A 23,019-nucleotide genomic window follows, 5' to 3' on the forward strand; every position below is an offset into this window, starting at 1 on the left:
GGCTAGGGCCCTTTCTGCAGTTGATTCGTTACATGATCCCTTAGTTGTTGGTCACAAACATTGACTATGTTTTTTGATACGGTCATTTTATTTTCAGACGTCTTCAGCTGATGTTGTTTTATCTGATGGATCCAAATGAAAATGGCAAGGTAAAGCAAAGACGCACCTGCCATCACGCCATACCATCCAAAACTTTGCCAGCAGTAGAGCAGTAAGAATCCCCCAAGACTGCCGCCGATGTAGTAGTGGACTAGGTACAGCGCTGTCGCGGTAGCTTTGGCTGTGGTCGCTTGTTGGCTTACCCATGAGTACGCCAACGTATGGGCAAAAAATGCACCGCCGCTGATCAGCAGTAAACCAGCCAGCATCAATGGTATGTACTCCGAACCTGAGATCAACATGCCACTTAGGCTAACACAAGCACCGAGTAAGATGCCGCTCAAAGGATCATGACGTTGTACCCATTGGTTGGTCAGCTTTGAACTGATGGTACCTGCCAAATAGCATAAGAAAATGAGCGAAGCCAGGCCCACTGGGAGCGAGTGCGGCTCTGAGACCAGTCTAAACCCCATTACCGAATAGAGGTTAACAAACAGCGCAAAGTTTGCGCCACCAATTAGCATGGCTAGCCAAAGTGTGCGGTTTTGTAAGTGTAGTAACACAGAGCGGTTGTGATGAGTGAGCATCCTTTTTTGCGGTGTAAAGCTGTATTGCTTCGGTAGTGTAAAAGCGATAAACAGCGCCCCAATCAAAGACCCCACCACAAAAACCAGAACGGTGTTGCGCCAATCAAAATAATCGGTGAGCACACCACCCAAAATGCGTCCAAAAATACCGCCCAATGAATTGGCTGCAATATAGCCACCAATCGCCACAGCGAACGCTCTTGGTGTTAGCTCCTCGACCATATAAGCGACCGCAACCCCAGCAAATGCGGCGACCGCAATACCCATCAGTGCTCGAGCAATAACAAGCTGTAGTAGTGTGGTGGTAAATACCATACTCAATCCGATGACTGGAATAGCAAAAAGACTGAGCAGGATAATGGGTTTGCGCCCAAAGGTTTCAGAGGCAATTGCCCAAGGCACCAAGCTGATGGATATGCCAAGAGTCGTCGCGGCAAAGAGCCAATTTATTTGGGTTTCAGAAACGGCAAATTGAACCGCCATATAAGGCAAAATAGGCTGAAAAAGATAGAGATTGCAAAATATGATGAACGAGCCAATCGCAAGTGACTGCGTGATTCGTTTGTATTGGGGGCTACCTTTGTCAATCATGGCGCTGAGCCTATGTGAGTATGCGATTTGTGAACAACTTATCAGCTTAAGATTGATTAAAGAAATATATTAAAACTATCAAATCCATATATAAATTATATTGCCATGCTCGAATCAAAATCATTGCGCCATTTTTTAGCGGTTGCTCAGTTTGGCAGCTTCACACAAGCGGCTAAAGCGCTCCACATTGCACAGCCAGCGCTGAGTATTTCCATTAAAAAGCTGGAGCAAACGCTTGAGCTGGTTTTGTTTCGACGTGGAGAGAAGTCGATCACCTTAACCGAAGAAGGCAAAGTGTTGTTTGAGCATGCTAAAAGGATCACTCAGCAGTTTGAAGACGCTCAACTCGCTATGAATGAGTTAAAAGGGCTAGACAAAGGAGAGGTGCGATTAGGGGCACCCAGTATGATGGGCTGTTACTTTTTCCCACAAGTGGTAATGGCGTTCAAAAGCCAGTTTCCCAACTTAAAGCTCACCATAATCGATGCGGGTACTGCGTCTATTCGTAAGATGCTGCTAAATGGTGAACTGGATATTGGTGTCATTAATCATCAAAATGTACCGGAAGATTTGGAAACCGACCACCTATTGAGTTCTGAAATGCTCGCCGTAGTTGGAAAGCAGCACCCGCTTGCCAACCAAGCGTCAATTTCCTACCAAGAATTTTTTGCTCAAGAGCTGATCATGTTCAAATCCGGCTATTTCCATCGTGATTTTATTGATGCCACCTCACAAAAGTATCAACTCGACTCCAAAATCGCATTTGAAACTAACTTGCTGCCAATGATCCTTTCCATCGTTAAGCAAGAATTTGCGATCACTGCATTATTGAACCTGGTCACAGAGCATGAAAAAGACGTGGTTGGGATCCCGTTTAAACAACCCATTACATTGAACCTCTCACTTGCTTGGAGAAAGCAAGGATACCTGTCGAAGGCAGACCGCACGTTTATTGAGTTTGTGAAGCGGTATGTGTGAGTTCGTTCTTCACTGGAGGTTCCTGATTCCTTCGACTCGCATTAAGGCAGTAAAGGTGTAAGACCAATATATAAGTATTTCTTATATCCGATATATTTTTGATGTGTTTTTTGTTGTCAGAGCGCTGATTAAGATTGCTGTCATGGTGATTTGACCAGAAAACAATTAGGAATTGATGATGAAGAAGTCTCTCATTGCATTAAGCTTGCTATCTATTACCAGCTACTCTTCAGCTACTGTCCAGTGGGATCACTATAATGGAAATCCCACTCCCAATACAGTAGCTGAACTGCCCAATGGGTCCATTGCTAATATTACCGCAGTGACAAAACTTGCGCCTGTTAGTCGCATGGGTAACGAAACTAAACATCAACAGATTACAGATAACGTCTATTTTCTGGAAGGGGAAGCATACACACCAGTAGTCATTGAGTTAGACGAAGGTCTTATCATCGCCAGTACGGGTGAAAGTGCAGCGGATGGTGCGAAATACCGTGATTATATTCGTAAGAACATTAGCGATAAACCTGTCATTGGCGTGTTGTACGATCACAATCACTATGTTGCAGGAACCGGAACACTGCTTGATGGTGATGACGCAGTGATTGTGGCTCACCCAGACTTAAATCAAATTGTTCAAGCCCGCTCTGGCGATGGGCAAGCGAATGCCGCAATTGATGAAATGCAACCTCATCTCGCAAGTCGCGCAAAAATACATTACGGAAATGCTAATCCAAAGAGTGGTCCAGACGCTTCGGCAGTACCATTGAAAGTAGAACTAGGCCATGAAAGTGCCTTTTTGCCAGCAACCCACACCTTAGAAGATGGTCAATCAATCACGATTGGTGGACTGGAAATTATAGGTTATCACCATGTCACCGATACTAAGGATACCGTTACTTTCTATATTCCAGAATATGAGATGGTGATTGATAATGTAGTATGGCCAGCATCAAACATGTATACCTTGCGAGGTGATGCGTATCGCGATCCTAGTACCTGGTCTCAAGGGCTAAGGGATATTCGCGACCTAGAGCCAGAATACGTCCTAACTGTAGGAGCTGGTGCAAAAGCGTTAGTTGGTAAAGAGAATATTAAGAGAAATATTAACGCCGTGTTAGATGCGCGCAACTTTACTTATGATCAGGCGATTCGACTGACTAATATGGGCGTTGCCGCTGATCAGCTTAAGCACCACATGGTTCTTCCTGAGTCGATTATGGAAAGTCACTACGTAAATAATAGCTATGGGCAATTTGAGACATTCCCAGAAGCTTTCCCTACCCACAATCATGGTTATTTTTCAGGTCATCCTCATACCATTCATAACTTGCCTGATACCGAAAAAGCAAAGCTAATGATTGAGTTAGCCGGTGGAGAAAACAATTTACGTGATAAATGGCAGCAAGCCATGGATTCACAGCAGTATCTATGGGCAAAAGAACTCGCGTCGGCACTCTATTTCAATTCACCAAGTGACCAACAAACACGACAATTGTTCGCAGATACGTTGCGTAAATTGGGTCAAAACAGCGAAGGGTTTATCGCGCGTAACTTTTATATAGCTGGCGCTATGAGCCTTGAAGGAAATGACGAGATTACGCTGTCTGGAACTCAAAGCCGCGATTGGGTACTCAGCGAAATTGACTTGGCTGTAAATTACCTTAGAACTCGAATGAACCCTTCTCGTGCGAAAGGGCTGCAAGGCACACTTATATTTAATATTGAAGGTAACAAGAGTTCGTTAGAAATCCGCAATTCAATTGCTGAATACTCGGCCGAACCATCGTCGGAAGGTGTAGAGTTGAAAGTATCCAAACAGGACTTTGCTGATTACTACGTAGGCAATAAGTCTGCGAGCGAAATTGCGTCTGGTGAAGCACTGATGCTGCTAGAGGTATTTGACGAACATAGAAGTATTCCACTTTATCCAACTACTTTTGACTATTTAGATTAAGCAAAAAACCTCTCTTCATCCTCATAAATGTTGGGGTGAAGAGAGGTTAAGAGGAAATACAATGAGAGTGAATCTGTTTGCTCATGCGCTGCATTTTTCAATGAGTTCAGCCCAAAAGCATGCTTGGTTGAGGCCAGTGGTTAGAGCAGTGAACAAAGGCTTAATTAGACTGGCTTATCGCACTTACCAACAGCATGGGGAGAGAGGATGGGAGGCTTTTTGGATACCTGCATTTACAAAATATGGACAGCTACGTGCCAACTATATTGCCAGAGTTATGAAAATCGACCCGTCTTGCCCTCGCTCTATTGGGCGTTATCATGATTTTGAGGATCCAGTTTTTGGCGTCACTGGTCATTGGGAGCGAAATGAGTACCTAGATCCTGTGCGGGTTGAAACATCCTGTCCCGCATGTGACCAATTAATGGCATTAACAAAGGGGCAAGGGTGTGGATCTTTTTGTCGTAACATCATATTGGCGATGGAGTTGAATACCGGTACTAGTCTAAATCGTGATTACTATGTCGAGGTTGAATCATTGCTTACAGAAGGTGATGAGACATGTCGTTTTATTCATAAAATAAAGTGTAAGTTCGACCAACAGAAAGCTTAATTAGGTAAGCGAGACTTGATAATGTCTCGCATTTTTTTGTGCACTGGATCGTGAAGGTGTCGGCGGTGATATATCATCTGTACCGAAATATGTTTGTATGGCATTGGCATAGGTAAAGTTTGAAGGTTTAGTCTAGATGCCCAATGATTGGCTAGAGACGCGCCAATAACACCAAAATAATCTGACTGAGATGCGAGCATACACATTGAAGATGAGGAGGATACCTCCACAACCTCAGCCCTGTGTTCCAGTCGCTTATTGGTTACCAGTTCGATGAGTCGCAATCCGTCTCTCTTTGGCTTATAGGCGATGTGCTGAGCTTCCATATACTGCTCGAAAGAAATCTGCTTGTCGACGACATCGGGGTGTCCTTCTCTGCATATCACCACTAAAGGCTCTTTATATATCTCTTCAGCGATGAAACTTGGGTCGGTTGTCGTCACATGGTTAATGGCGAGATCAATCCTTTGGCTACGAAGGTCAGCCAAAATGCTCTCTTGATCAAAGGGGACAAGCTTAAAAACCAACCCTTTAATCCCCGTTAACTGGTAGAGAAGCGATTCATCACAATAGGCATATAAGGTGCGAGACTGGTTAAATACTCCCTCAATTAACTCGATGCCTTGGCTGCACTGACTGGCTATTGCTCGACCTCGTTCAGTAATCTCAATTCCTCTACCCTTGCGAACATAAATGTTTTCCCCTAACTGAGTTTCAAGCTTTTTAAGCGATTGACTCACCGCAGGCTGGGACATATTAAGGGCTTCCGCTGCCAGTGAAATTGATTGAAGCTGTTCGACGGTGACAAAAATTTTCAGAAGGTTTAAGTTCATAATACGCAGCCTATGAGAACCGGGTCAATGTGTTTGCGAATGGTCAAAAATATATAAAGCACGGCTATGCCGTTAGTGTAACGTCACTCTATACGAAAGGGGAATCCATCAAATCTGAATGAATGGTTTTTTTGTCTAATGAGTCGTTTTGTTTGGATAGAAATCACGTTTAACGTTAAGACTACGTAGGTGCACCGGTTCAAAGAACTTTAAGTTGTTTGATTTTATCGAGTTTTTTTCTCTAGAATGTCGAATATGATGTAGTCCGTTTTCGATTTCAACCGAGCACCAGATGCGTAGTACAACTATCCCCGCTTCTTATTTTGGTATTGTTCTTGGGCTGTCCGGTTTAGGGCAGGCTTGGCGTGTTGCATACTCACTTTGGCAAATACCTCGGTATATTGGTGAAAGCTTATTGGGTATTGCTACATTGGTATGGCTGACGCTTCTCATTGTGTATATGGTTCAAGCGGTGCGACAACCTGCCTTGGTCGCTCAAGAGTTTCGCCATCCGGTGCAAGGCAGCACTCCTGCACTATTGGGAGTGTCCACATTACTTATCGTTCTTGCTGTTTTGCCTTATTCACGCACGTTGGCTTGGGTACTCACCGCAGCGGGTATTGTTTGGCATGTTGGTTTTTCGCTTTGGCACAATGGCTCTATGTGGAAAGGTGGCCGCAGTAATTTAGATTCACTTCCTACCCTATATTTACCAACCGTAGCCGGTAACTTTACCAGTGCTGCTGCACTTGGCGCATTGGGCTACCCTGATTGGGCATGGTTATTTTTGGGGGCAGGCGTGTTTTCTTGGTTGGCGATGGAGTCGCTCATCATTAAACGCATTTGGCTGGCAGAGGAGGTTCCGACTATGCAAAGACCTCTACTGGGTATCCAGTTTGCTCCACCTGTCGTGTGTGCCATGGCTTGGTTGTCGATTACGCCAGGCAGCAATGATCACTGGATCCTAATGATGTGGGGTTATGGTTTGTATCAACTTATGTTAGGTATTCGATTAGGTAAATGGTTAGGCTCTCAACCTTTTTCTCCTTCGTATTGGGCTTATACATTCGGCATTGCCGCAGCCACAGTAAGTGGCCTTAAACTAGCCGCGGCAGGAGTGGGCTCGGCAGAGGTTATTTCGATACCTGTGTTCATTGGCGCAAACTTGTTTATTGGTTATCTGAGTGTGCGAACGCTAGGTAGTTTTATTGCGCGCGAACTATAGTGCTTGTGCCTGACCATAAGCAGGCAAAAAGGAAAGCAACCTGTACGCCGTGACTATTTGGCAGCACTCCAATCTACGATAAGTATTGCGAGGTTGGCGGCAAAAAAATTAACTTACACAGCTATAGGGTGATCGTACCGTGCATGAAATCCACCGCATGACCACTTAACACTACTCGCTCACCAGAGATTTCACAGCGAACAACGCCTGAACGTTTAGACAGTTGCTTGGCGATCATGGTGTCTTTGTTCAACTTGCGTTGCCAATAGGGCGCGAGTTCACAATGGGCTGAGCCTGTCACTGGATCTTCATTGACTCTGAGTTTAGGAAAGAAACATCGACTGACAAAATCATGCTCGTCGCCTTTCGCTGTGACGACGACCCCACGGTGATTGAGTTCGGCCATTTTCGCAAAGTTTGGTTTTAGGTCAGACACTTGTTGTTGGTTCTCCAGTATCACCACATAGTCAAAGGCTAAGTAGACTGCTTTAGGTATAACCCCTAATGCGTCGATTAAGGTCGCTGGTGTGTCTATTTCGCTTGGCATTGTGGCAGGAAAATCCATGCTATATCCCTCAGCGGTTTTTTCGACAATGAGGATGCCACTTCGAGTTGAAAACGAGATTGACGGCTGTGCGTAGTGTAAGTGGGTAAACAGCACATGCGCCGCCGCTAAAGTGGCGTGACCGCAAAGATCAACTTCATCTTCAGGAGTGAACCATCGCAGTTCTACGTTGGTTTCTGTCTGAACGAAAAACGCCGTTTCAGATAGGTTGTTCTCTTCGGCAATTTTTTGCAACTTGTGGTCATCAAGCCAGTGATCGAGTGGGCATACGGCCGCGGGATTGCCCTCAAAGACATTGGTGGCAAAGGCGTCGACTTGGTATAGCTTGATGTCCATACATGTTCTCCTAATCAATTCGAATACTAGCGTCATTAAACTATACGATAACACGGATAAATGCAGGCTGTTCAACGACTTTAGCCGAAGGTTCTCCAGTAATGAAGGGTATAAACGGTGTGCAGAAAAATGGGTATTGCGGCGATGGGCAAGATGGCGAGTTGCGAAATTGTGGACGCAAGAAACAACACCAATGTTGCCCTCGCGTCTTTGTCTATAAGTGGGTTAAGCCCTAAAGGGCTATTTGAGCGGGTCGTTGTCTGGTAGCACGCTATGGATCCACAGCGCGAGGCGTTTTTTGATGTTTGCACCATCTTCTTTTTCGGCGGGCAGTGGCGTAATTTGATTCACCTCGACCAAGAATAAGTACACAGCTTTCACTTTGGTCGGCTGTGGCGAGGTAGGAAGCTTAAATCCCTGCATCGTTGCCATTTTCAGCCCGACTTCTAACGCCTTTTTGACCAGCTTATCTTCATTGTGCAGTTTTGTGGTTTTGGACATGGTATTTTCCTTAACGTTAGCGTGAAATAAGTATATCAAACTGGTGAATTTGCGAATTTACTCTGACCCCAAAGTGAGACGTAGTGGGCGGGTTTATGCTTGTTTGCTTAATTAATGCGCACTGCTGATAGGCGGGGTGAGCGTTTTTTCTCTAGTATTAGAGATGACCTTTGTTAGGGAAGTAAGGGTAAGTCTATGAAAATTGCAGTGACGGCCGCCAGTGGTCAGTTGGGTTCGGCGATTGTAGAAGCGGTTGTCGAGTGTACTTCTGCCGAGAGCGTCATAGCGCTTGCGAGAACGCCACAACGAGCCAAGCATCTTGGTGTTGAAGTTAGGGCGGGTGATTACGATGAACTTTTGCAGTTAGAGCAAGCGTTGCAAGGTGTTGACACTTTACTCATCGTTTCTGGAATGGATGCGCCAGACAAACGTATTGAGCAACACCGAAACGTCATTCGCGCGGCAAAAGCGGCAGCGGTGAAAAAACTGGTGTACACCAGCGTGCAAGGCGCGGAAGAAGGCACGGCTTTCTCGCCGGTGATCCAAAGCAATCGCCAAACCGAACAAGACATACGTGACAGTGGACTCGATTGGGTCATTGGTCGCAATGGTATCTATATCGAGCCAGATGTTGAGTACATCGAAAACTACAAAAAAGCGGGCAAGATAGTAAATTGCGCGGCCGACGGAAAGTGCGGGTATACCACACGCCAAGAGCTTGGTTATGCGTACGCTCGAATGCTTACTGAAGATAAACACAATGGGAGCACTTATAACCTTCACGGAGATGCGCTAACGCAAACCGAACTCGCGAGCTATTTAAACCTCGCGTTTGGCACTGACCTTAAATTTGAGTCCATGACGGTCGACGAGTACAAGCAAGACCGAGTGGCAGAGCTAGGGGATTTTATCGGTACGGTGATCGCGGGAATTTATCACGGGATCCGCGAGGGTAAATCCAATAATCCGAGCGATTTTGACGCGGCGGCGGGGCGTGCTCACCAATCGTGGGACAGTTATTTTTCTTCACTAAAAGCATCGAACCCTCAGCAATAACTTGCGTGGTGCAGGTTCACCTTATCGCATCAACGCAAGGACCATTAATTCGAGATATACCGGAGCGCAGTATGCGCCACGATCTTCAAGCAAATAAACCCAAAGCATTCGCATTTTACGAAACCGCTTATCGCGGAAAACCCCGAGAGGCAGTAGAGACATACGTTGGTGGCGAATACATTCAGCACAACCCGTTAGTTGGAAATGGACCGGAGCGGTTTATCCAGTACTTTGAACGGATGCAGGCTGAGTACCCAGAAAAAGAGATCAAGTTTGTCCGTGCCATTGCTGAAGGGGACTTGGTGGCACTGCATACGCATCAAACATGGCTAGACAATGTGGGATACGTGACGATGGACTTTTTTAGGTTTGATGATAACGGTAAAATTGTTGAACACTGGGGTGCGATGCGAGAAATTCCTGAATCTACGCTTAATGGCAATAGAATGAATTAACGTTACGATTGAGCATCACCCATCACCACTTTGGCATCTTTTGACCGCAATATCTGTGTTGCTTCAAAGCATGTGGCGCTGATTGCGTCATTGACTGGGCTAGAAACCCATTGCCGTTCGGTAAGAGTTACTATAACTCTCACAATGCTGAAGAAATAGGCATATTGGTCTTTAAAAAAATGCCGATTTGTATCACTAGGAGATTTTTTGGCTGAAAAGTGAGGGCGGGAGACTCGGCTGGTTGATAATGACGTTCGAGGACAAAAAGGCGCATTTGATGACAAGTGCGCCTTTAAAAACCGGGCTATTTGTTTACAGGTTTGAACACTCTAACCCAGTCAACAAGCATCGTCGTTTTGCCGCTGCTATCGAGAAGTTCACTGTCTGTTGGATCGTGTGTCCACCAGCTTTGTAGCTCCATGTTTATGATGATGTCAGCCGCTTTGTGAAAGCCTTTGCCTTTTTGAAAGTCGTATGGGTCAATGACCGAAACCTTTGAGGCGTTACTTGCCGCTTTTAGCGCGGCAAAGTCAAAGTCGCCATTGTCGGTTGAATGGGTCACTATCGTTTGGTAGCCATCGATGACTAAGTCGTCGTTTGCGACTTTCGGGTAGCTGTATTCCCAGCGATCGTTCATTTTGGTCGCAAACGCATTTGCGTACAGCACGCGCACTAACTCCCCATTGATGAAATACTCAAAATGCCATGGGTTAATCCAGTTCACCCCTATTTGCAGGTACTGTCTCGTCCCATTATTCCAACTGTATTCGCCCCAACTGTCGTAGTTGCCTTGAACAAGAGGTCCATTGCTGGTGGTGTTTTCCCACCAACTGTTACGGTCTCTAGGCTGATAATCGGTGAAAGGATCGCGAATGAATGAGTGGTGGCTCAAATGAATAAGCTTAGAGAAGTATCCGTTGCCGTTACCATTGCCCGCATAGGCTTCTAGGATGTCAATCTCTTGTGTGTCATCTGGGCTGAGCAACCATACAGCAGCGGCCAAAGATATGTCGGCCATGCTAACGCTTGCTTCGACAAACACCGGATATTGCACCGTCGCGTTGGAAGAGATGCAGCCCGTATTCACCCCAGGCTTATCTTGTTTGCTGGTACTAGGATTGCGTGAGGTGCGTAGCTTCAATTTTCCTTCATTACCGTCAACCGATACGTGATCAGGCTTCCAGTATGTCGCACCCGGCCCGTCCCATTGGTTATGATAAAAGTTATACCATTTTCCAGAGCCAAATTCGGTGGTGATGTTATTGGTTGGCGTAAAAGTGTAGTTAAAATCATCGCTAAGTTGGCTTTGCAGTTGCCATTCCATGGTCGCGTCGATAAAAGCAGGTACAGGTAAACCGGTCATGTTTTCGGTATCGTGCCCAGCGGTATAGCCTGTGCTCGATATGGTGGTTAATTGACTGCTGCTGTTTGGCGGCGAATCGTGACGAGTGAGTTGGCTACTGCCTGAATTTGAGCTGCCAGAGCCCCCTCCACATGCGGTGAGCGTCACCGCGATGAGAGTAACAAGTGGTGTCTTTTTCATCTTTATCCTTGCTTAACTGTGTGTTGAAGTTTGGGATGTTGACTGGTGTATTTTTGCCTATTTGTCTTTAGCGGTGTGCCGCTGCGTATACATGCGGGTATGGATGCGCTTTGCCGCCTCGACCATGGGCTTGTATGGAACGTCTGCAACAGAGACAAACCCAACGTTGTAGTTTTCACCGTCGTAGGAGCGGCCAGTAATTGGCGAATCTAAGTATTGGAACCAGTGAGCACCAACGAAATACGGATTGTCGATGACTGTTTGCATATAGTCTTCGTACATTTGCGCCCGCTCTGTTTGATTGGTTGCACTGACTAACCCTGGGTGGTAAAAGCCGGTTTCTTTAGAGCCAAAGTGAAACTCACCAATGATGCTAGGCATATCGACTTCTTCAAGGAAAGACCACTGCTGTGGATGGAGCCCCTCTTTGTAGTAGTTGTAACTGATCACGTCGCAATGTTTTGCCGCCGCTTTCACCACATCCGGCGTCATGCCCCAATCGGCGAATCTGGCACCTAAATAGAGGTGATTAGGCAACTGTGCCTTAAGCGACTCATTGACGACTTTGAAGTACTGAGAGGCAAACACCTCCAATAGCATTCCGTAGTCGTCGAGTTGCGCTGCATTGTGGGCTAAATCTTTGACACCTGAACTCAATGACGGCCAGTCCTGTATGTCGGTTTGCCAAGCATGATTAAGTGCGTCTATGCTGGTGTATTTCTGTTTAAGGGCGTCAACAAACGCAGATTTAGTCGGGCACTCGCGTGCATCTCTGCCTAGAGTATGAATGGCAATGCCGTGTTGCCCCTCAATAGTGCCCATGCGCCCCCATGATTTTTCGTTATCGATGAAGATCCCCACACACCATGGTGAGTCTTTGACCTCGTGTTTTATTTGTAACACGGTTGCCTCAGCTCGCTCACGAAATACGGGATCAAACGGGTCTGGAAGGGGAGACCAGAAATCATCACCGCTAGAGACGACGTTAAAGTCACCAATTATCCAACCGTTTGCAAAGTAAGGGATAGAATCGTTGTTGTAGAATTCGGGCGCTGCCCAGTTTCCTAGGCTAGTAAAGCCCCAATTCAACATGCGATCGATTGTGACGTTTCGCCATTGCTCTAAATAGCGCGCCTTGCCGTACTTACGCTCTAGGTTGGCGGCGTAGAAACTAAAGGTTTCACCAGCATCAAGCGCCCCTTCAAACAGCTCGCGCATGTATCCGTAGTGCTCAGCAAGCGGTTCGTCATAGTTTGGTAACCACTGAAAACAGTGTTTACGAAGCGGACTGGCTACCACTGCGCTGGCTCTTGCTTCGTCAGATATGGGAAGTTTCTCAATAGAATCTTCAGGTGTGAGATCATTGGGATCTCGTTGTGGCACCAGGCTATGATCGTAGTCGATACCGGTCATGGTATAGGCATTCGCTAATCGAATGACGTCGACTCCAGTCGCGAAATAAGGGTAGCCCTCGGGGTCAATAAGCGACCATTTGCCGTCGATTTTCTCGGTGCGAAAGTACCCTGTTGCTTGGTATTGCTGGCCCCCGGTGTAACCGCTGTATTTTGAACGTTGTGGTAAAGCGCCTTCTTGAAGCTCTAGCAGTTCTTGCTTGGTGAGTGCAGCTAGTTGCTCATCCGATTCGATTTTATCTTGATACTGCGCTGTGGCATTTTGCCCATAACGGTCAATGATCTGTTCTAGAAAGTGCGGGTTAGTGTCTGGGCTGTTAACCAAGTTGACGCTGTGCAGTGCCAATTGGTGGTCGATAAGTGAACCGTGGATACTCAGCTCAATGTGCACGATATCGGTGAGGTCTACATTCATTGAACCCCACATCCAAGTCGCGTATTCACTGTCGTGCGACCAAGGCGCTGGATTAGAGCGTAATCCCGAGTAGTAGTTGGTTTTGCCCTTTAAAAACTCGCCTTTTAGTTCAATAAGGTAAGTCTTTCTAGAATGGCCATCTACGGTAATGCTACGACTGTGCATCGTGCCCGCGCGATCGAACAAGTTGATAAATACTTGCGTTGAACGGGCGTTGGTATTACTCAGTTCCAGTGCTAAACAGAAATCGCCATAGGTGCTCCAATCCCACCTTTCGTCACCAAAAGGCTTTAAATCTAATGAAGTGTGGAAGTGTTGCTGGCTTAACGAAGCGAAGTGTAGCGCGTATTCATCGTCACTATGCTTCATGGACAATGTTTGATTAAAAGCAGAGATCTGGTTTGGAATCGTCATGCTGTCGAAAGTGAGCAACGGTGTGATGACTGAAAGTGAAGAAGCGGACATGTTTTTTCCAAACGTTATTAGGATTGGATTTATACTAGACCAATTATAATTATTTGTTTACCAGTTTGTGGTTCTCATTTACCAATATTTGATCCCGCTCTCACAAGGTAATCTGAAGTGCAGTGGTTAAATTATTAGACTAATGAAACTGTTACTCACTTTTTAGTCGATTATTCTAAGGCAATGAGAAAGCGGTCAAAGTTACCAAGCGCTGTTTGTCATACAATACCAAGAAAGATAGACAAGATATTGCTCAATCAATTAGATCAGTTAAACTGTACCAATTCGGATTTCGGTTTATGTGTGATGCTAATTTAGCCGTTTGAGCTATTGGCTAGGAAGGTATACCCATGAGAGAACCTACTACTAAACGTCGTTATTTTGACGTTGGTTTACAAATTGAAGAACTGCTCTATTCAGGCGTATTTAAAGCAGGCGAAAGACTGCCTTCTGAACGAGAGCTTAGTGAGCGCTTTGAGACGAGTCGCGCGACTATCCGCGAAGCCATTATCATGTTGGAGCTGAAAGGCTTAGTAATAGTGAGGCAGGGTGCGGGTATTTACTTTATCGATTCTCCTGAAAAAATCGACAGCATGAGTATTGTCCCGCACAGTGACATAGGGCCTTTTGAACTGCTTCAAGCAAGACAAATCATCGAAAGTAATATTGCAGCCTTTGCGGCATCTCAAATTAAGATCAATGAGTTGCGTGAGCTTAAACGTGTTCTAAGCTTGCAAGAAAATGAGCTCGATGGGGACAGTGAAAAGTTTGAAGAGTACGATCGCCAGTTCCACCGTTTAATTGCAGAGTCGACGCAAAATAGAGTGCTCATCAATCAGGCGAACGACATGTGGCGTTCAGTGCGAACGGAAAACCCGCTGTGGAAAGAGCTTAATCATCAATATCTGCACGATATCGATCTAAGAAGCACATGGCTTAATGACCACAAGCGTATTTTTATAGCGTTGCAAAAGCGGTCCGCAGAGGACGCTCGCCAAGCGGTGTGGCAGCACATTGAAAACAGCAAGCAAGAGCTGCTTAAAATAGCCAACAGCGATGGCGCCGATGCGGATCTGGATGACTATTTCTTCGCTATGGAATTTGATACCTAGATTGATTTAACTTAGTAATACCATTTCAAGCCGAAGCTGCGTCTTCGGCTTGTGTCTTTGTAGAGTGTGATAACGACTATGGCAGACAAGCCAACGACCAACAAATACGCCGTACCAGCATTAGATAAAGGCTTGGATATCTTAGAGTTTCTCGCCTCACAAGAGACGCCTTGTTCGCAAGCAGATATCGCCGTTGCTTTAGGCCGCTCGCCAAACGAAATCTATCGTGTTCTCGTCGGTTTAGAAGCTCGAGGGTATCTGCATCGTGATGATGTATCCGGTAAGTATCGCGTATCGCTAAAGCTCTATAATCTCTCTCGTCGGATCAACCCTGTCGATAAAGTAAGGCAGTGTGCGCTGCCTCATATGGAAGACTTGGCGTTCACCACAGGGTGCTCAAGTTATTTAACGATGCTTTATCAGAGTCAAACTATGGTTATCGTCCATGCCTCTAGCCACGCACCGGTGTCGCTCAGTATTGCGGAAGGAACCTTGATCCCAACCAGTACGACCAGCCCCGGGAACATCTTGTTGGCCAACAGCAACAATGAAGTCCAGGACATGATTTTGGAACGAGATGACGCATTTCAAAGTATGACCAAAGGTGACAAGGCGACGTTGTTAACCCGACTAGCTCAAATTCGTGATGAGCAATACCACATTGCTGACAGCCCATTTGTGGCTGGGGTGACCGATTACTCAACGTTGATTGGTCAACATCAGGGATCGGTGATCGCAGCGTTGTCTCTATCAACGATGCCTACACCATTGAATCAGGTTATGAGCCAAAATGAACTGATCGCAAAACTTCTACAGGCTGCGTTCAACATTACCGAGCAATTAGGTGGCTAGTAGCTGTTTTGTTTTAAGCTAATGACCAAGCTCTAAGGGATTGGTATGAGCATTATTGACATTCGATGCGCGCCATAAATGCGCAAGTTGTGCTGACACTGCCCCCCGTTGGCGCTATTGAGGCAGTTCATTTCTTGACGTCATCCGCGTCCCCCCAAAAAACTGTTTAATATTGCGTCTAGTTGTGTAAATTAACAGCTAGCTAGCATTGATTTTCATAACTTTACATACCTTTACGTTATTCGACATTGTGTTCTGTATGATGCGTTGTAACCGATTACATCTTTCAATTTTCGAGCATAAAGGTTCCTTATGAAATTACGTTATGGAATGGTCGCATTCATCGTCGCGTCTCAACTACTTACCCTTCCAGTGTATGCAGCAGGCCCAAGTGGTCCGGGTGGCCCTGGCGGTGCGAGATCAGGCGCCGCGCAAGCAACGTTAGTAGAAACGACCACCGTTGCAGAGCACGAATTACACCAAACACTTAACTTAGTCGGCAAGCTTGAAGCGAGCCAATCGGTGGTTATTGCCCCTGAAAGCGCGGGACGTGTAGACAAAATATTGGTTCAAAATAACCAACAAGTGGCAGAAAATGAAGTGTTGGTGGTACTGGATACCGCCATGGCAGAAATGAACGTTAAAGAAGCAAAACTGACGTTGGCGGAAGAGCAGCGCATTCTGGGCGAATATGAACGCCTCGCCGAGAAAAAAGCGATCACTCAAACATCCATAGCGGGGCAGCGTGCAAAAGTGCAAATCGCCGAAGTGAAGTTGGCAAGCGCTCAGCATGATCTTGAAGAGCTTTATATTAAAGCCCCATTCTCTGGTACCACAGGCTTTATCAACTTTAGCCGCGGTAAAATGGTGTCTACTGCGACAGAGCTGCTGACTATCGATGACCTTTCTGTCATGTATGTGGACGTTTCAGTTCCTGAAAAGTACATGCAGCAACTTTCTGGAGGCGGCTTGAAAGCAACGGCAACCAGCCAAGCGTGGCCAGGTGTCGAATTTACTGGCTCGTTAAAGGCCGTCGATACCCGTGTAAATCCCGACTCTCTTAACATGACTGCACGCATCGAGTTCACTAACTCAGATACGCAGCTTAAGCCGGGCATGCTAATGACGGTTGGACTGGAATTTGCGCCTGTTTTTGAACCTATTGTTCCGGTGCAATCTATCGAATATTCGGGCAGCAAGCGTTATGTGTATCTTGTTGGTGACGACAACAAAGCGATGCGAACCGAAGTATCGCTTGGTAGTAGCTATGACGAGCAGGTGGTAGTGACTGATGGATTGGACATTGGCGATCGCATTGTGGTGAGAGGGACTGTCAAACTGCGCGATGGTAGCTTGATCACAGACCAAAACGACACGCCAAAAGGCCCTATGATCTCAGACGGTCGTGGCGCTCAAGAAAAAGACGCTGCTGACCAAGGTGTGCCTGCTAAGGGAGACAGCTAATGCTGATTTCGGATATTTCAGTAAAGCGTCCCGTAGGCGCAATAGTACTCAGCTTGCTGTTGATCGTGTTTGGCTATATTTCTTTTACCAGTCTGCCAGTGCGAGAGCTGCCAGACATGGACAACCCTGTTGTTTCAGTCAGCACAACCTACAGCGGCGCTTCTGCCGACATCATCGAATCACAGGTGACATCGGAGATAGAGTCGCAATTGGCCGGTATTAGCGGCATTGATGAAATCTCATCGACATCTCGCGCCAACAGCTCGCGCATAACGGTCACGTTTGACTACAGCCATGATATCAATGAAGGGTTGAGTGATGTGCGTGAAGCGGTTTCTCAGGCACAGCGTCATTTGCCGTCCGATGCCGACACACCCATCATTACCAAAAGTAACTCTCAAGGCCAAGGCTCGATGTACATCAGCTTTACCTCGGAGACGATGGATCGAACTCAGCTAACCGATTACGCCGACCGTGTGCTGGTGGACCGATTTGATCTGATTGACGGCGTTAGTGCTGTATCGGTAAACGGTGCCCTCAATAAAGTCATGTATGTACAGTTGATTCCTGAGTTGATGGCCGGTCGAAACGTCAGTGTGACCGATATTTCGAATGCGTTGCGAGCCGAAAACTTGGAAGCACCGGGCGGTGAGATCCGCAACGACAGTGTGACCATGTCGGTACGTACTGAGCGTTCATATAATGCGGTTGAAGACTTCAAATACTTAAAAGTGAAAACGGCCAACGACGGGTCGGCGATTTATCTGCAAGATGTGGCGACTGTTTATGAAGGCGCTGAGAACGAAAACTCCATTTATAACAGTAACGGCGCTGCGGCAGTTGGATTAGGTGTTGAAGTTCAATCGGACGCCAATCCACTGAAGGTTGCACAAAAAGTGCATGAAGAAGTGGAAAAGGTTAAACCGTTTTTACCCGACGGCAGTGAATTACGCGTTGACTATGACTCGACGGTATTTATTGAACGTTCAGTCGAAGAGGTGTACAGCACGCTAGTGATAACAGGCGGCTTGGTGGTTCTTGTTCTCTACATTTTTATTGGCCAAGCTCGTTCAACCCTAATTCCTGCTGTAACCGTTCCAATCTCACTCATCACCGCGTTTACTGTGGCCTACTTTATGGGCTATTCGATTAACTTAGTCACACTGATGGCGCTTATCCTCGCTATTGGACTGGTGGTGGACGATTCCATCGTTGTTATCGAAAACATGTTCCACCACATTGAAGAAGGCGAAACGCCACTGGTTGCGGCCTATAAAGGCGCGCGAGAGGTGGGCTTTGCGGTTATTTCAACTACCGTTGTTTTGGCTTCTGTATTTTTGCCAATAACCTTTATGGATGGCCAAGTGGGACTCATGTTCACCGAGTTTGCGGTGGTATTGTCTGCTGCGGTGATAGCCTCTTCATTGGTGGCGTTAACACTTGCGCCAGTATTGGGCAGTAAGCTATTTAAGCAAAAAGAGACCGTAAACTGGGTTAGCCGTGTGGTAAATGCAGCGTTTGGTCGTTTGGAAGCGGGTTACCGCTGGCTGCTTCGTGGTTCTATGACGATCCGGTGGATAGCGCCGTTGATTATTGTTGGCTGTGTCTACGGCAGTTACCAAGTGGCCACACAAGTGCCGTCACAACTTTTTCCAACTGAGGATCGCGGCGTTGTATTTATGATGATCCGCGGCGCAGAATCGACCAGCTTTAATCGTATGGCTGGTAACATTGAGGAAGTGGAAGAGAAACTTCAAATTTTGATGGACCAAGGTTACATTGCGGCGTACAGCTCTCAATCCCCAGCGTTTGGTGGTAATAGTGGCGACAATATTGGCTTCGTTATTATGCCACTATCGGATTGGAGTGAGCGAGATTTTAGCGCGGCAGAAGCCACAGCCATGATCCGTAAAACTGTTGGTGACATCATTGATGTGCGAACGATTCCAATGATGCCAGGCAGTCGTGGTGGCTCTGATGAGGCAGTGAAGTTTGTATTGGGTGGCCCTGACTATACGGAGCTTGCACAGTGGGGCGAAATACTCCAACACATTGCGGAAGACAGCCCCTATATGGAAGGTGCGAGCATCGATTACAATGAAAGCACTCCTGAAGTGATCATTGCGATTGATAAGCAGCGCGCAGCGGACCTAGGTATTAGCTACTCGGATTTATCCAATACTTTAAATGTCGTCTTAGGCGGCTCGCGCGTCACCACCTATGTCGAACGTGGTCAAGAGTACGATGTTTACTTACGCGGTAGTGAAGACAGCTTTAACAGCAGCACCGATTTGAGCCAGATTTACATCCGAACTGAAAGCGGTGGTATTGTGACTCTAGATACTGTTGCAGATACTCAAGTTGTCGCGTCAGCGTCTCGTCTTAACCGTCTAAACAAACAAAAAGTAGTGACGTTAAGTGCAACGGTTTCTGATGGTTATACCTTGGGACAAGCGCTTGACTTCTTAGACCAACAAGCAATAGAACAGCTTCCTGCCGATATTACAATTAGCTACTCTGGTGAGTCTAAAGACTTCAAAGAGAACCAATCGAGTACTATGGCCATCTTTGGTTTAGCACTATTGATTGCATACCTAATCTTGGCTGCGCAGTTTGAAAGTTTTGTCAGTCCGTTGGTGGTGATGTTCACCGTTCCTATGGGTATTCTTGGTGGCTTTATTGGTATGATGCTGCTTGACCAAAGCTTGAACATGTACAGCCAGATTGGGATGATCATGCTTATTGGTATGGTAACCAAAAACGGTATCTTGATTGTTGAGTTTGCCAACCAGCTGCGTGACCAAGGGCAGCCGTTTGAAGAAGCAACCATCAATTCCGCGTCACGTCGATTGCGTCCAATTATGATGACCGCGTTCACCACTCTTGCTGGTGCTGTGCCACTCATCATGTCGACCGGTGCGGGCTTTGAAAGTCGAGTGGCAGTGGGCTCGGTTATTTTCTTTGGTATGGCGTTCTCAACGCTGGTATCGCTTTTTGTAATACCGATGATGTACCGCTTATTGAGTGCTCGCACTAAGTCGCCGCAATTTGTAAGTAGACAGTTGGAAAAGCAACTTGCGCGTCTTAAATCATCGAAGAAAAAGGGCAAACAAGCAGTGACAACTGAACAAGGGGAGCTAGAAAGCTCAGCCGCCTAACTTGTTTATGAATATTGTTTGAAAAAAAGAGCCACTGACAAGTGGCTCTTTTTATTGGGATTGTGCCAAGCGTTAATGCACAAATAGCTTAGGTTGCAAACTCACGACTCCCACATCTCAGGCCAATAGCGATAGACGCAGTGGCCATGCTCTTCTATGCGTTGCTGAGCTTTGGCTAAATACTCGAGACTTTGCTGTTTCGCTTGTTGTTGATCGCCAACCAGTAGAGTGTAGTGGTTGGTGGCCACTTCTTTACCGGTAGAATCTTTAAGCGTTAAATACACCTCAAAGTTACCTTTCGCGTCACTTGGTAACACCCATTTGATAGGGTGAAGGTTTGACGCCGAATCGGCATCAACATCCGCCATGATTGAGCCTTGACACTCAGTATTTTGATCTTGATAACGGACTGTCCACTCTAATGAAAGTTCAGAGTATTCACGTTGGTAGTCGTTGACAATCCATAGGTTGGCTTCAAACGGTTCACTTGCTTGCCAACGTCTTTTTGAAAACTCAAGACTCGGTAGCAAAGGTTGATAGGTGCGTTTCAAATAGTCGTAACTGATTTTCTTTTCACCATAGAAATCAACCACGCCCCATTTGATGTCTGGCACATGAGTGATGAAATGGCATAATGCCACACCGCTCATTTTTGGTTTGCGGCGTCTATAGGTTTCTAGTGCAAACTGAATCACCGTACCTTGGGCAATTTGTGTTGCTTCGACAAACTCTTCCAATGAACCCATTTTGTAGTCGTTAAACACTTCAAAATTTAGATTAATTAAAATGTCGATGTCGGCCCAATGATAGGCCCAACTTGGCCCCATTGGCCAAAGCTCGTCATTTGGAATGAATTTTTTTAGACTGTCGATGGACGGTGCCGATGCTGCCGTTAATTCGGGAATAATGCAGCAGTCTAAAGACGGGTAATACTCTTCCATAAACTCCGCACCACCTTGATAGTAGTGCTCATTGGCGTGAATGGATTCATGAGCTTTGAACCCCATATTTTGCGCAGACTCTGAGCTTAGTGGTGATGCAAGACCGTAAGGCGTATTGGTATATTGCGCTACCGCCTCACCGATGACTTCCATCAACGCTTTGTTGCCACTCTCTTCATGTGCGCCAGAGAAAAATACTTCCTCACCGCCCATCCAATAGATGAGAGACGGGTGGTTGCGACGCTGCTTTACGGTTTCAATGCACTCGTGAAGAACGCCATTTACAAAGGTTTCGTCGCTCGGATAGGCTTGCGTCGCCAAGGTGAAATTAGTCCAAACGGTGATACCCAGTTCATCACAGATGTTGTAGAAATCTGGGATTTCTGGTGGGTGCCAGCCAAAAATACGTAAATTGTTGATGTTGGCTTCTCGGACCAATTGCAAGCGGTCTTCATATTTTGCAAGGCTATTTTGACCGTAAAGGAAAGACGGTTGACCACCCCAACAGGCAGAGCGCAAAAAGTGTCGTTTGCCGTTGATGTAAAAAGTCCAAGGAAACTCTGCCTCTTCTCGGCTGTAACCAGGATTGTAATCCATAACTACTTCTCTAAGGCCGATGGTTTCTTGGGTTAGATCCATCTCTGTGCCATCTTGAGAAACTTGTACTTCAAGCGTATACAAGTTTTGATCGCCCATGTCCCAAGGCCACCAGAGTTTTGCGTCGTCAACCTCAAGTGTCATTTCCACTTGGTTTTCACCCGGTGCCACCACGGTTTGTTGCTCGGTATACAAGGTGTGAGTGTTGCAGTTTTTTCCTGTTAGTGATGAATTAACGATAACCTCTTGTGAGGTATTGGAATGGTTTACGACAGTATAGATGGCGCTGACTTTAGCTTGAGCATCGCCTAACACTTTCACATCAGTGCGAATGTCTTTAATACGTACTTTGTCTGTCGCTTCGACTCTAACAGGGCGCCAAATGCCAAACGGAACCAACCCAGAGAAATAATCACCAGAGAAGTTCACTTTTTTGCCGCCACAGTTACGGTAGTTCTTAGGTGGTGGATCCAGCTTAACCATCAACATGTTGGAGCCGTCGCGCCAATCAGCAAAGCTCGCGACCTCACTAATATCAAACTCAAACACTGAAAACATCCCTTCGTGACGGCCCAAGTAATGGCCGTTTAACCAGACTTCACAGCTGTAATCGACCCCTTCAAAAATAAGACGAATGTGTTTGCCTTGCATCTCGTTGGGCAGCGCAAAACGCCTGCTGTACCACCATTCGTAGTCCGCAGCCCATTTTGCTCTATGCATATTTCGGCCAAAGTAGGGATCGTCAATTTCGTTGGCACGATAAAGGTCGGTGTACACGTCCCCAGGTACCTTGGCGAAGTTCCAACTAAAGTGTGTGCCTTGATATTCCGCGGGGAGTAAATGCAATCCTTCCTTAACGCCTTGTTCGGGACGCATTCGCTCCATTTGCCAGCGTTTACCGCTGAGGTCTAGATTTATCCTTGTCATAGTTCAGTTTCCAATACCTACAAATTTCTATATAAATTCTTTATTTAAATATAAATCATTTTAACGAGGGCATTGATGATCATGATCGCAAAAGATGAGTTATTAATCGCAAAAATGTACTGAGAGGAACCAAATTAATTAATTATTTTTGTCTAGCTAGAGAGAAAAGGTCGTACGACATAATCGGTAGTAAATGTACTGTTACAGAGACGTATAAATGAACACGTAATCAGTGGATTAGCACTATAAATAGCAAAAAACTTCGAAAGGAAGTTTTGAATGTTGGTTGGTTAATCGACATAAAGCAGCGGTCTAGTTCGACTAAATAATGATACCA

Annotated in this window: 17 protein-coding genes; 10 read left to right on the forward strand and 7 right to left on the reverse strand. The window is 46.1% G+C overall.

Annotation, left to right across the window (positions count from 1 at the left end; translation table 11 throughout):
* Window positions 1-2: 2 nt before the first annotated feature.
* Window positions 3-1,277, reverse strand: coding sequence for an MFS transporter (locus tag ST37_RS00225; protein ID WP_084882369.1), 1,275 nt, complete (start codon window positions 1,275-1,277; stop codon window positions 3-5).
* 105 nt (window positions 1,278-1,382) lie between these two features.
* On the opposite strand from ST37_RS00225, the gene ST37_RS00230 reads away from it, so the two are divergent.
* From ST37_RS00230 to ST37_RS00240, 3 genes are all read left to right on the forward strand, one after another.
* A complete protein-coding gene (locus ST37_RS00230; protein ID WP_084882370.1) occupies window positions 1,383-2,255 on the forward strand; it encodes a LysR substrate-binding domain-containing protein in 873 nt (290 codons plus the stop codon).
* 178 nt (window positions 2,256-2,433) lie between these two features.
* Window positions 2,434-4,212 carry an alkyl sulfatase dimerization domain-containing protein gene (locus ST37_RS00235; RefSeq protein WP_084882372.1) on the forward strand — a complete coding sequence of 593 codons (1,779 nt, stop codon included), beginning with the start codon at window positions 2,434-2,436 and terminating at the stop codon, window positions 4,210-4,212.
* Window positions 4,213-4,273: 61 nt separating this feature from the next.
* Window positions 4,274-4,825, forward strand: a complete 552-nt coding sequence (locus tag ST37_RS00240; protein ID WP_084882373.1) for a hypothetical protein — start codon at window positions 4,274-4,276, stop codon at window positions 4,823-4,825.
* Here ST37_RS00240 and ST37_RS00245 read toward each other — a convergent pair.
* Window positions 4,822-5,658 (reverse strand): LysR family transcriptional regulator, encoded by an 837-nt coding sequence (locus ST37_RS00245; RefSeq protein ID WP_084882375.1) that lies wholly within the window; start codon window positions 5,656-5,658, stop codon window positions 4,822-4,824. The two genes, ST37_RS00240 and ST37_RS00245, sit on opposite strands and share 4 nt — an antisense overlap.
* 292 nt (window positions 5,659-5,950) lie before the next feature.
* Between ST37_RS00245 and tehA the strand changes: the two genes are divergently transcribed.
* Window positions 5,951-6,883 (forward strand): dicarboxylate transporter/tellurite-resistance protein TehA, encoded by a 933-nt coding sequence (tehA, locus tag ST37_RS00250; RefSeq protein ID WP_084882377.1) that lies wholly within the window; start codon window positions 5,951-5,953, stop codon window positions 6,881-6,883.
* Window positions 6,884-7,004: 121 nt separating this feature from the next.
* On the opposite strand, the gene ST37_RS00255 is transcribed toward tehA, so the two are convergent.
* Entirely contained in the window at window positions 7,005-7,784 is a 780-nt protein-coding gene (locus ST37_RS00255) for a PhzF family phenazine biosynthesis protein (protein ID WP_084882378.1), read from the reverse strand.
* A gap of 240 nt (window positions 7,785-8,024) precedes the next feature.
* Window positions 8,025-8,285: a DUF5062 family protein gene (locus ST37_RS00260; RefSeq protein ID WP_084882380.1), complete on the reverse strand. Its 261-nt coding sequence runs from the start codon at window positions 8,283-8,285 to the stop codon at window positions 8,025-8,027.
* Window positions 8,286-8,480: 195 nt separating this feature from the next.
* Here ST37_RS00260 and ST37_RS00265 point away from each other — a divergent pair, with 195 nt between their 5' ends.
* Both ST37_RS00265 and ST37_RS00270 read left to right on the forward strand, forming a co-directional pair.
* Window positions 8,481-9,341 carry an NAD(P)H-binding protein gene (locus ST37_RS00265; protein WP_084882381.1) on the forward strand — a complete coding sequence of 287 codons (861 nt, stop codon included), beginning with the start codon at window positions 8,481-8,483 and terminating at the stop codon, window positions 9,339-9,341.
* Window positions 9,342-9,412: 71 nt separating this feature from the next.
* On the forward strand, window positions 9,413-9,796 hold the full coding sequence (locus ST37_RS00270; RefSeq protein WP_084882383.1) for a nuclear transport factor 2 family protein: 384 nt from the start codon (window positions 9,413-9,415) through the stop codon (window positions 9,794-9,796).
* A gap of 304 nt (window positions 9,797-10,100) precedes the next feature.
* On the opposite strand, the gene ST37_RS00275 is transcribed toward ST37_RS00270, so the two are convergent.
* Together ST37_RS00275 and ST37_RS00280 are read right to left on the reverse strand one after the other, a co-directional pair.
* Window positions 10,101-11,339: a hypothetical protein gene (locus tag ST37_RS00275; RefSeq protein ID WP_197687437.1), complete on the reverse strand. Its 1,239-nt coding sequence runs from the start codon at window positions 11,337-11,339 to the stop codon at window positions 10,101-10,103.
* Between the two features lie 57 nt (window positions 11,340-11,396).
* A complete protein-coding gene (locus ST37_RS00280) occupies window positions 11,397-13,631 on the reverse strand; it encodes a beta-galactosidase (RefSeq protein WP_084882385.1) in 2,235 nt (744 codons plus the stop codon).
* Window positions 13,632-13,981: 350 nt separating this feature from the next.
* On the opposite strand from ST37_RS00280, the gene ST37_RS00285 reads away from it, so the two are divergent.
* The 4 genes from ST37_RS00285 (at window position 13,982) to ST37_RS00300 (ending at window position 20,217) form a co-directional block, all read left to right on the forward strand.
* On the forward strand, window positions 13,982-14,743 hold the full coding sequence (locus ST37_RS00285; protein ID WP_084882387.1) for an FCD domain-containing protein: 762 nt from the start codon (window positions 13,982-13,984) through the stop codon (window positions 14,741-14,743).
* Window positions 14,744-14,821: 78 nt separating this feature from the next.
* Window positions 14,822-15,595 carry an IclR family transcriptional regulator gene (locus ST37_RS00290; RefSeq protein ID WP_084882388.1) on the forward strand — a complete coding sequence of 258 codons (774 nt, stop codon included), beginning with the start codon at window positions 14,822-14,824 and terminating at the stop codon, window positions 15,593-15,595.
* A 312-nt stretch (window positions 15,596-15,907) separates the two neighbouring features.
* Complete coding sequence (locus tag ST37_RS00295) at window positions 15,908-17,059, forward strand: efflux RND transporter periplasmic adaptor subunit (protein ID WP_242426153.1); 1,152 nt, start codon at window positions 15,908-15,910, stop codon at window positions 17,057-17,059.
* Window positions 17,059-20,217, forward strand: a complete 3,159-nt coding sequence (locus ST37_RS00300; RefSeq protein ID WP_084882390.1) for an efflux RND transporter permease subunit — start codon at window positions 17,059-17,061, stop codon at window positions 20,215-20,217. Before ST37_RS00295 ends, ST37_RS00300 begins: the two co-directional genes overlap by 1 nt.
* Before the next feature lie 101 nt (window positions 20,218-20,318).
* Here the strand turns inward: ST37_RS00300 and ST37_RS00305 are convergent, their stop codons facing one another.
* Window positions 20,319-22,682, reverse strand: a complete 2,364-nt coding sequence (locus ST37_RS00305) for a sugar-binding domain-containing protein (RefSeq protein ID WP_084882391.1) — start codon at window positions 22,680-22,682, stop codon at window positions 20,319-20,321.
* Window positions 22,683-23,019 lie beyond the last annotated feature (337 nt).

Source organism: Vibrio sp. qd031 (assembly GCF_002100145.1).
In the GTDB taxonomy this organism is placed as follows: Bacteria; Pseudomonadota; Gammaproteobacteria; order Enterobacterales; family Vibrionaceae; genus Vibrio.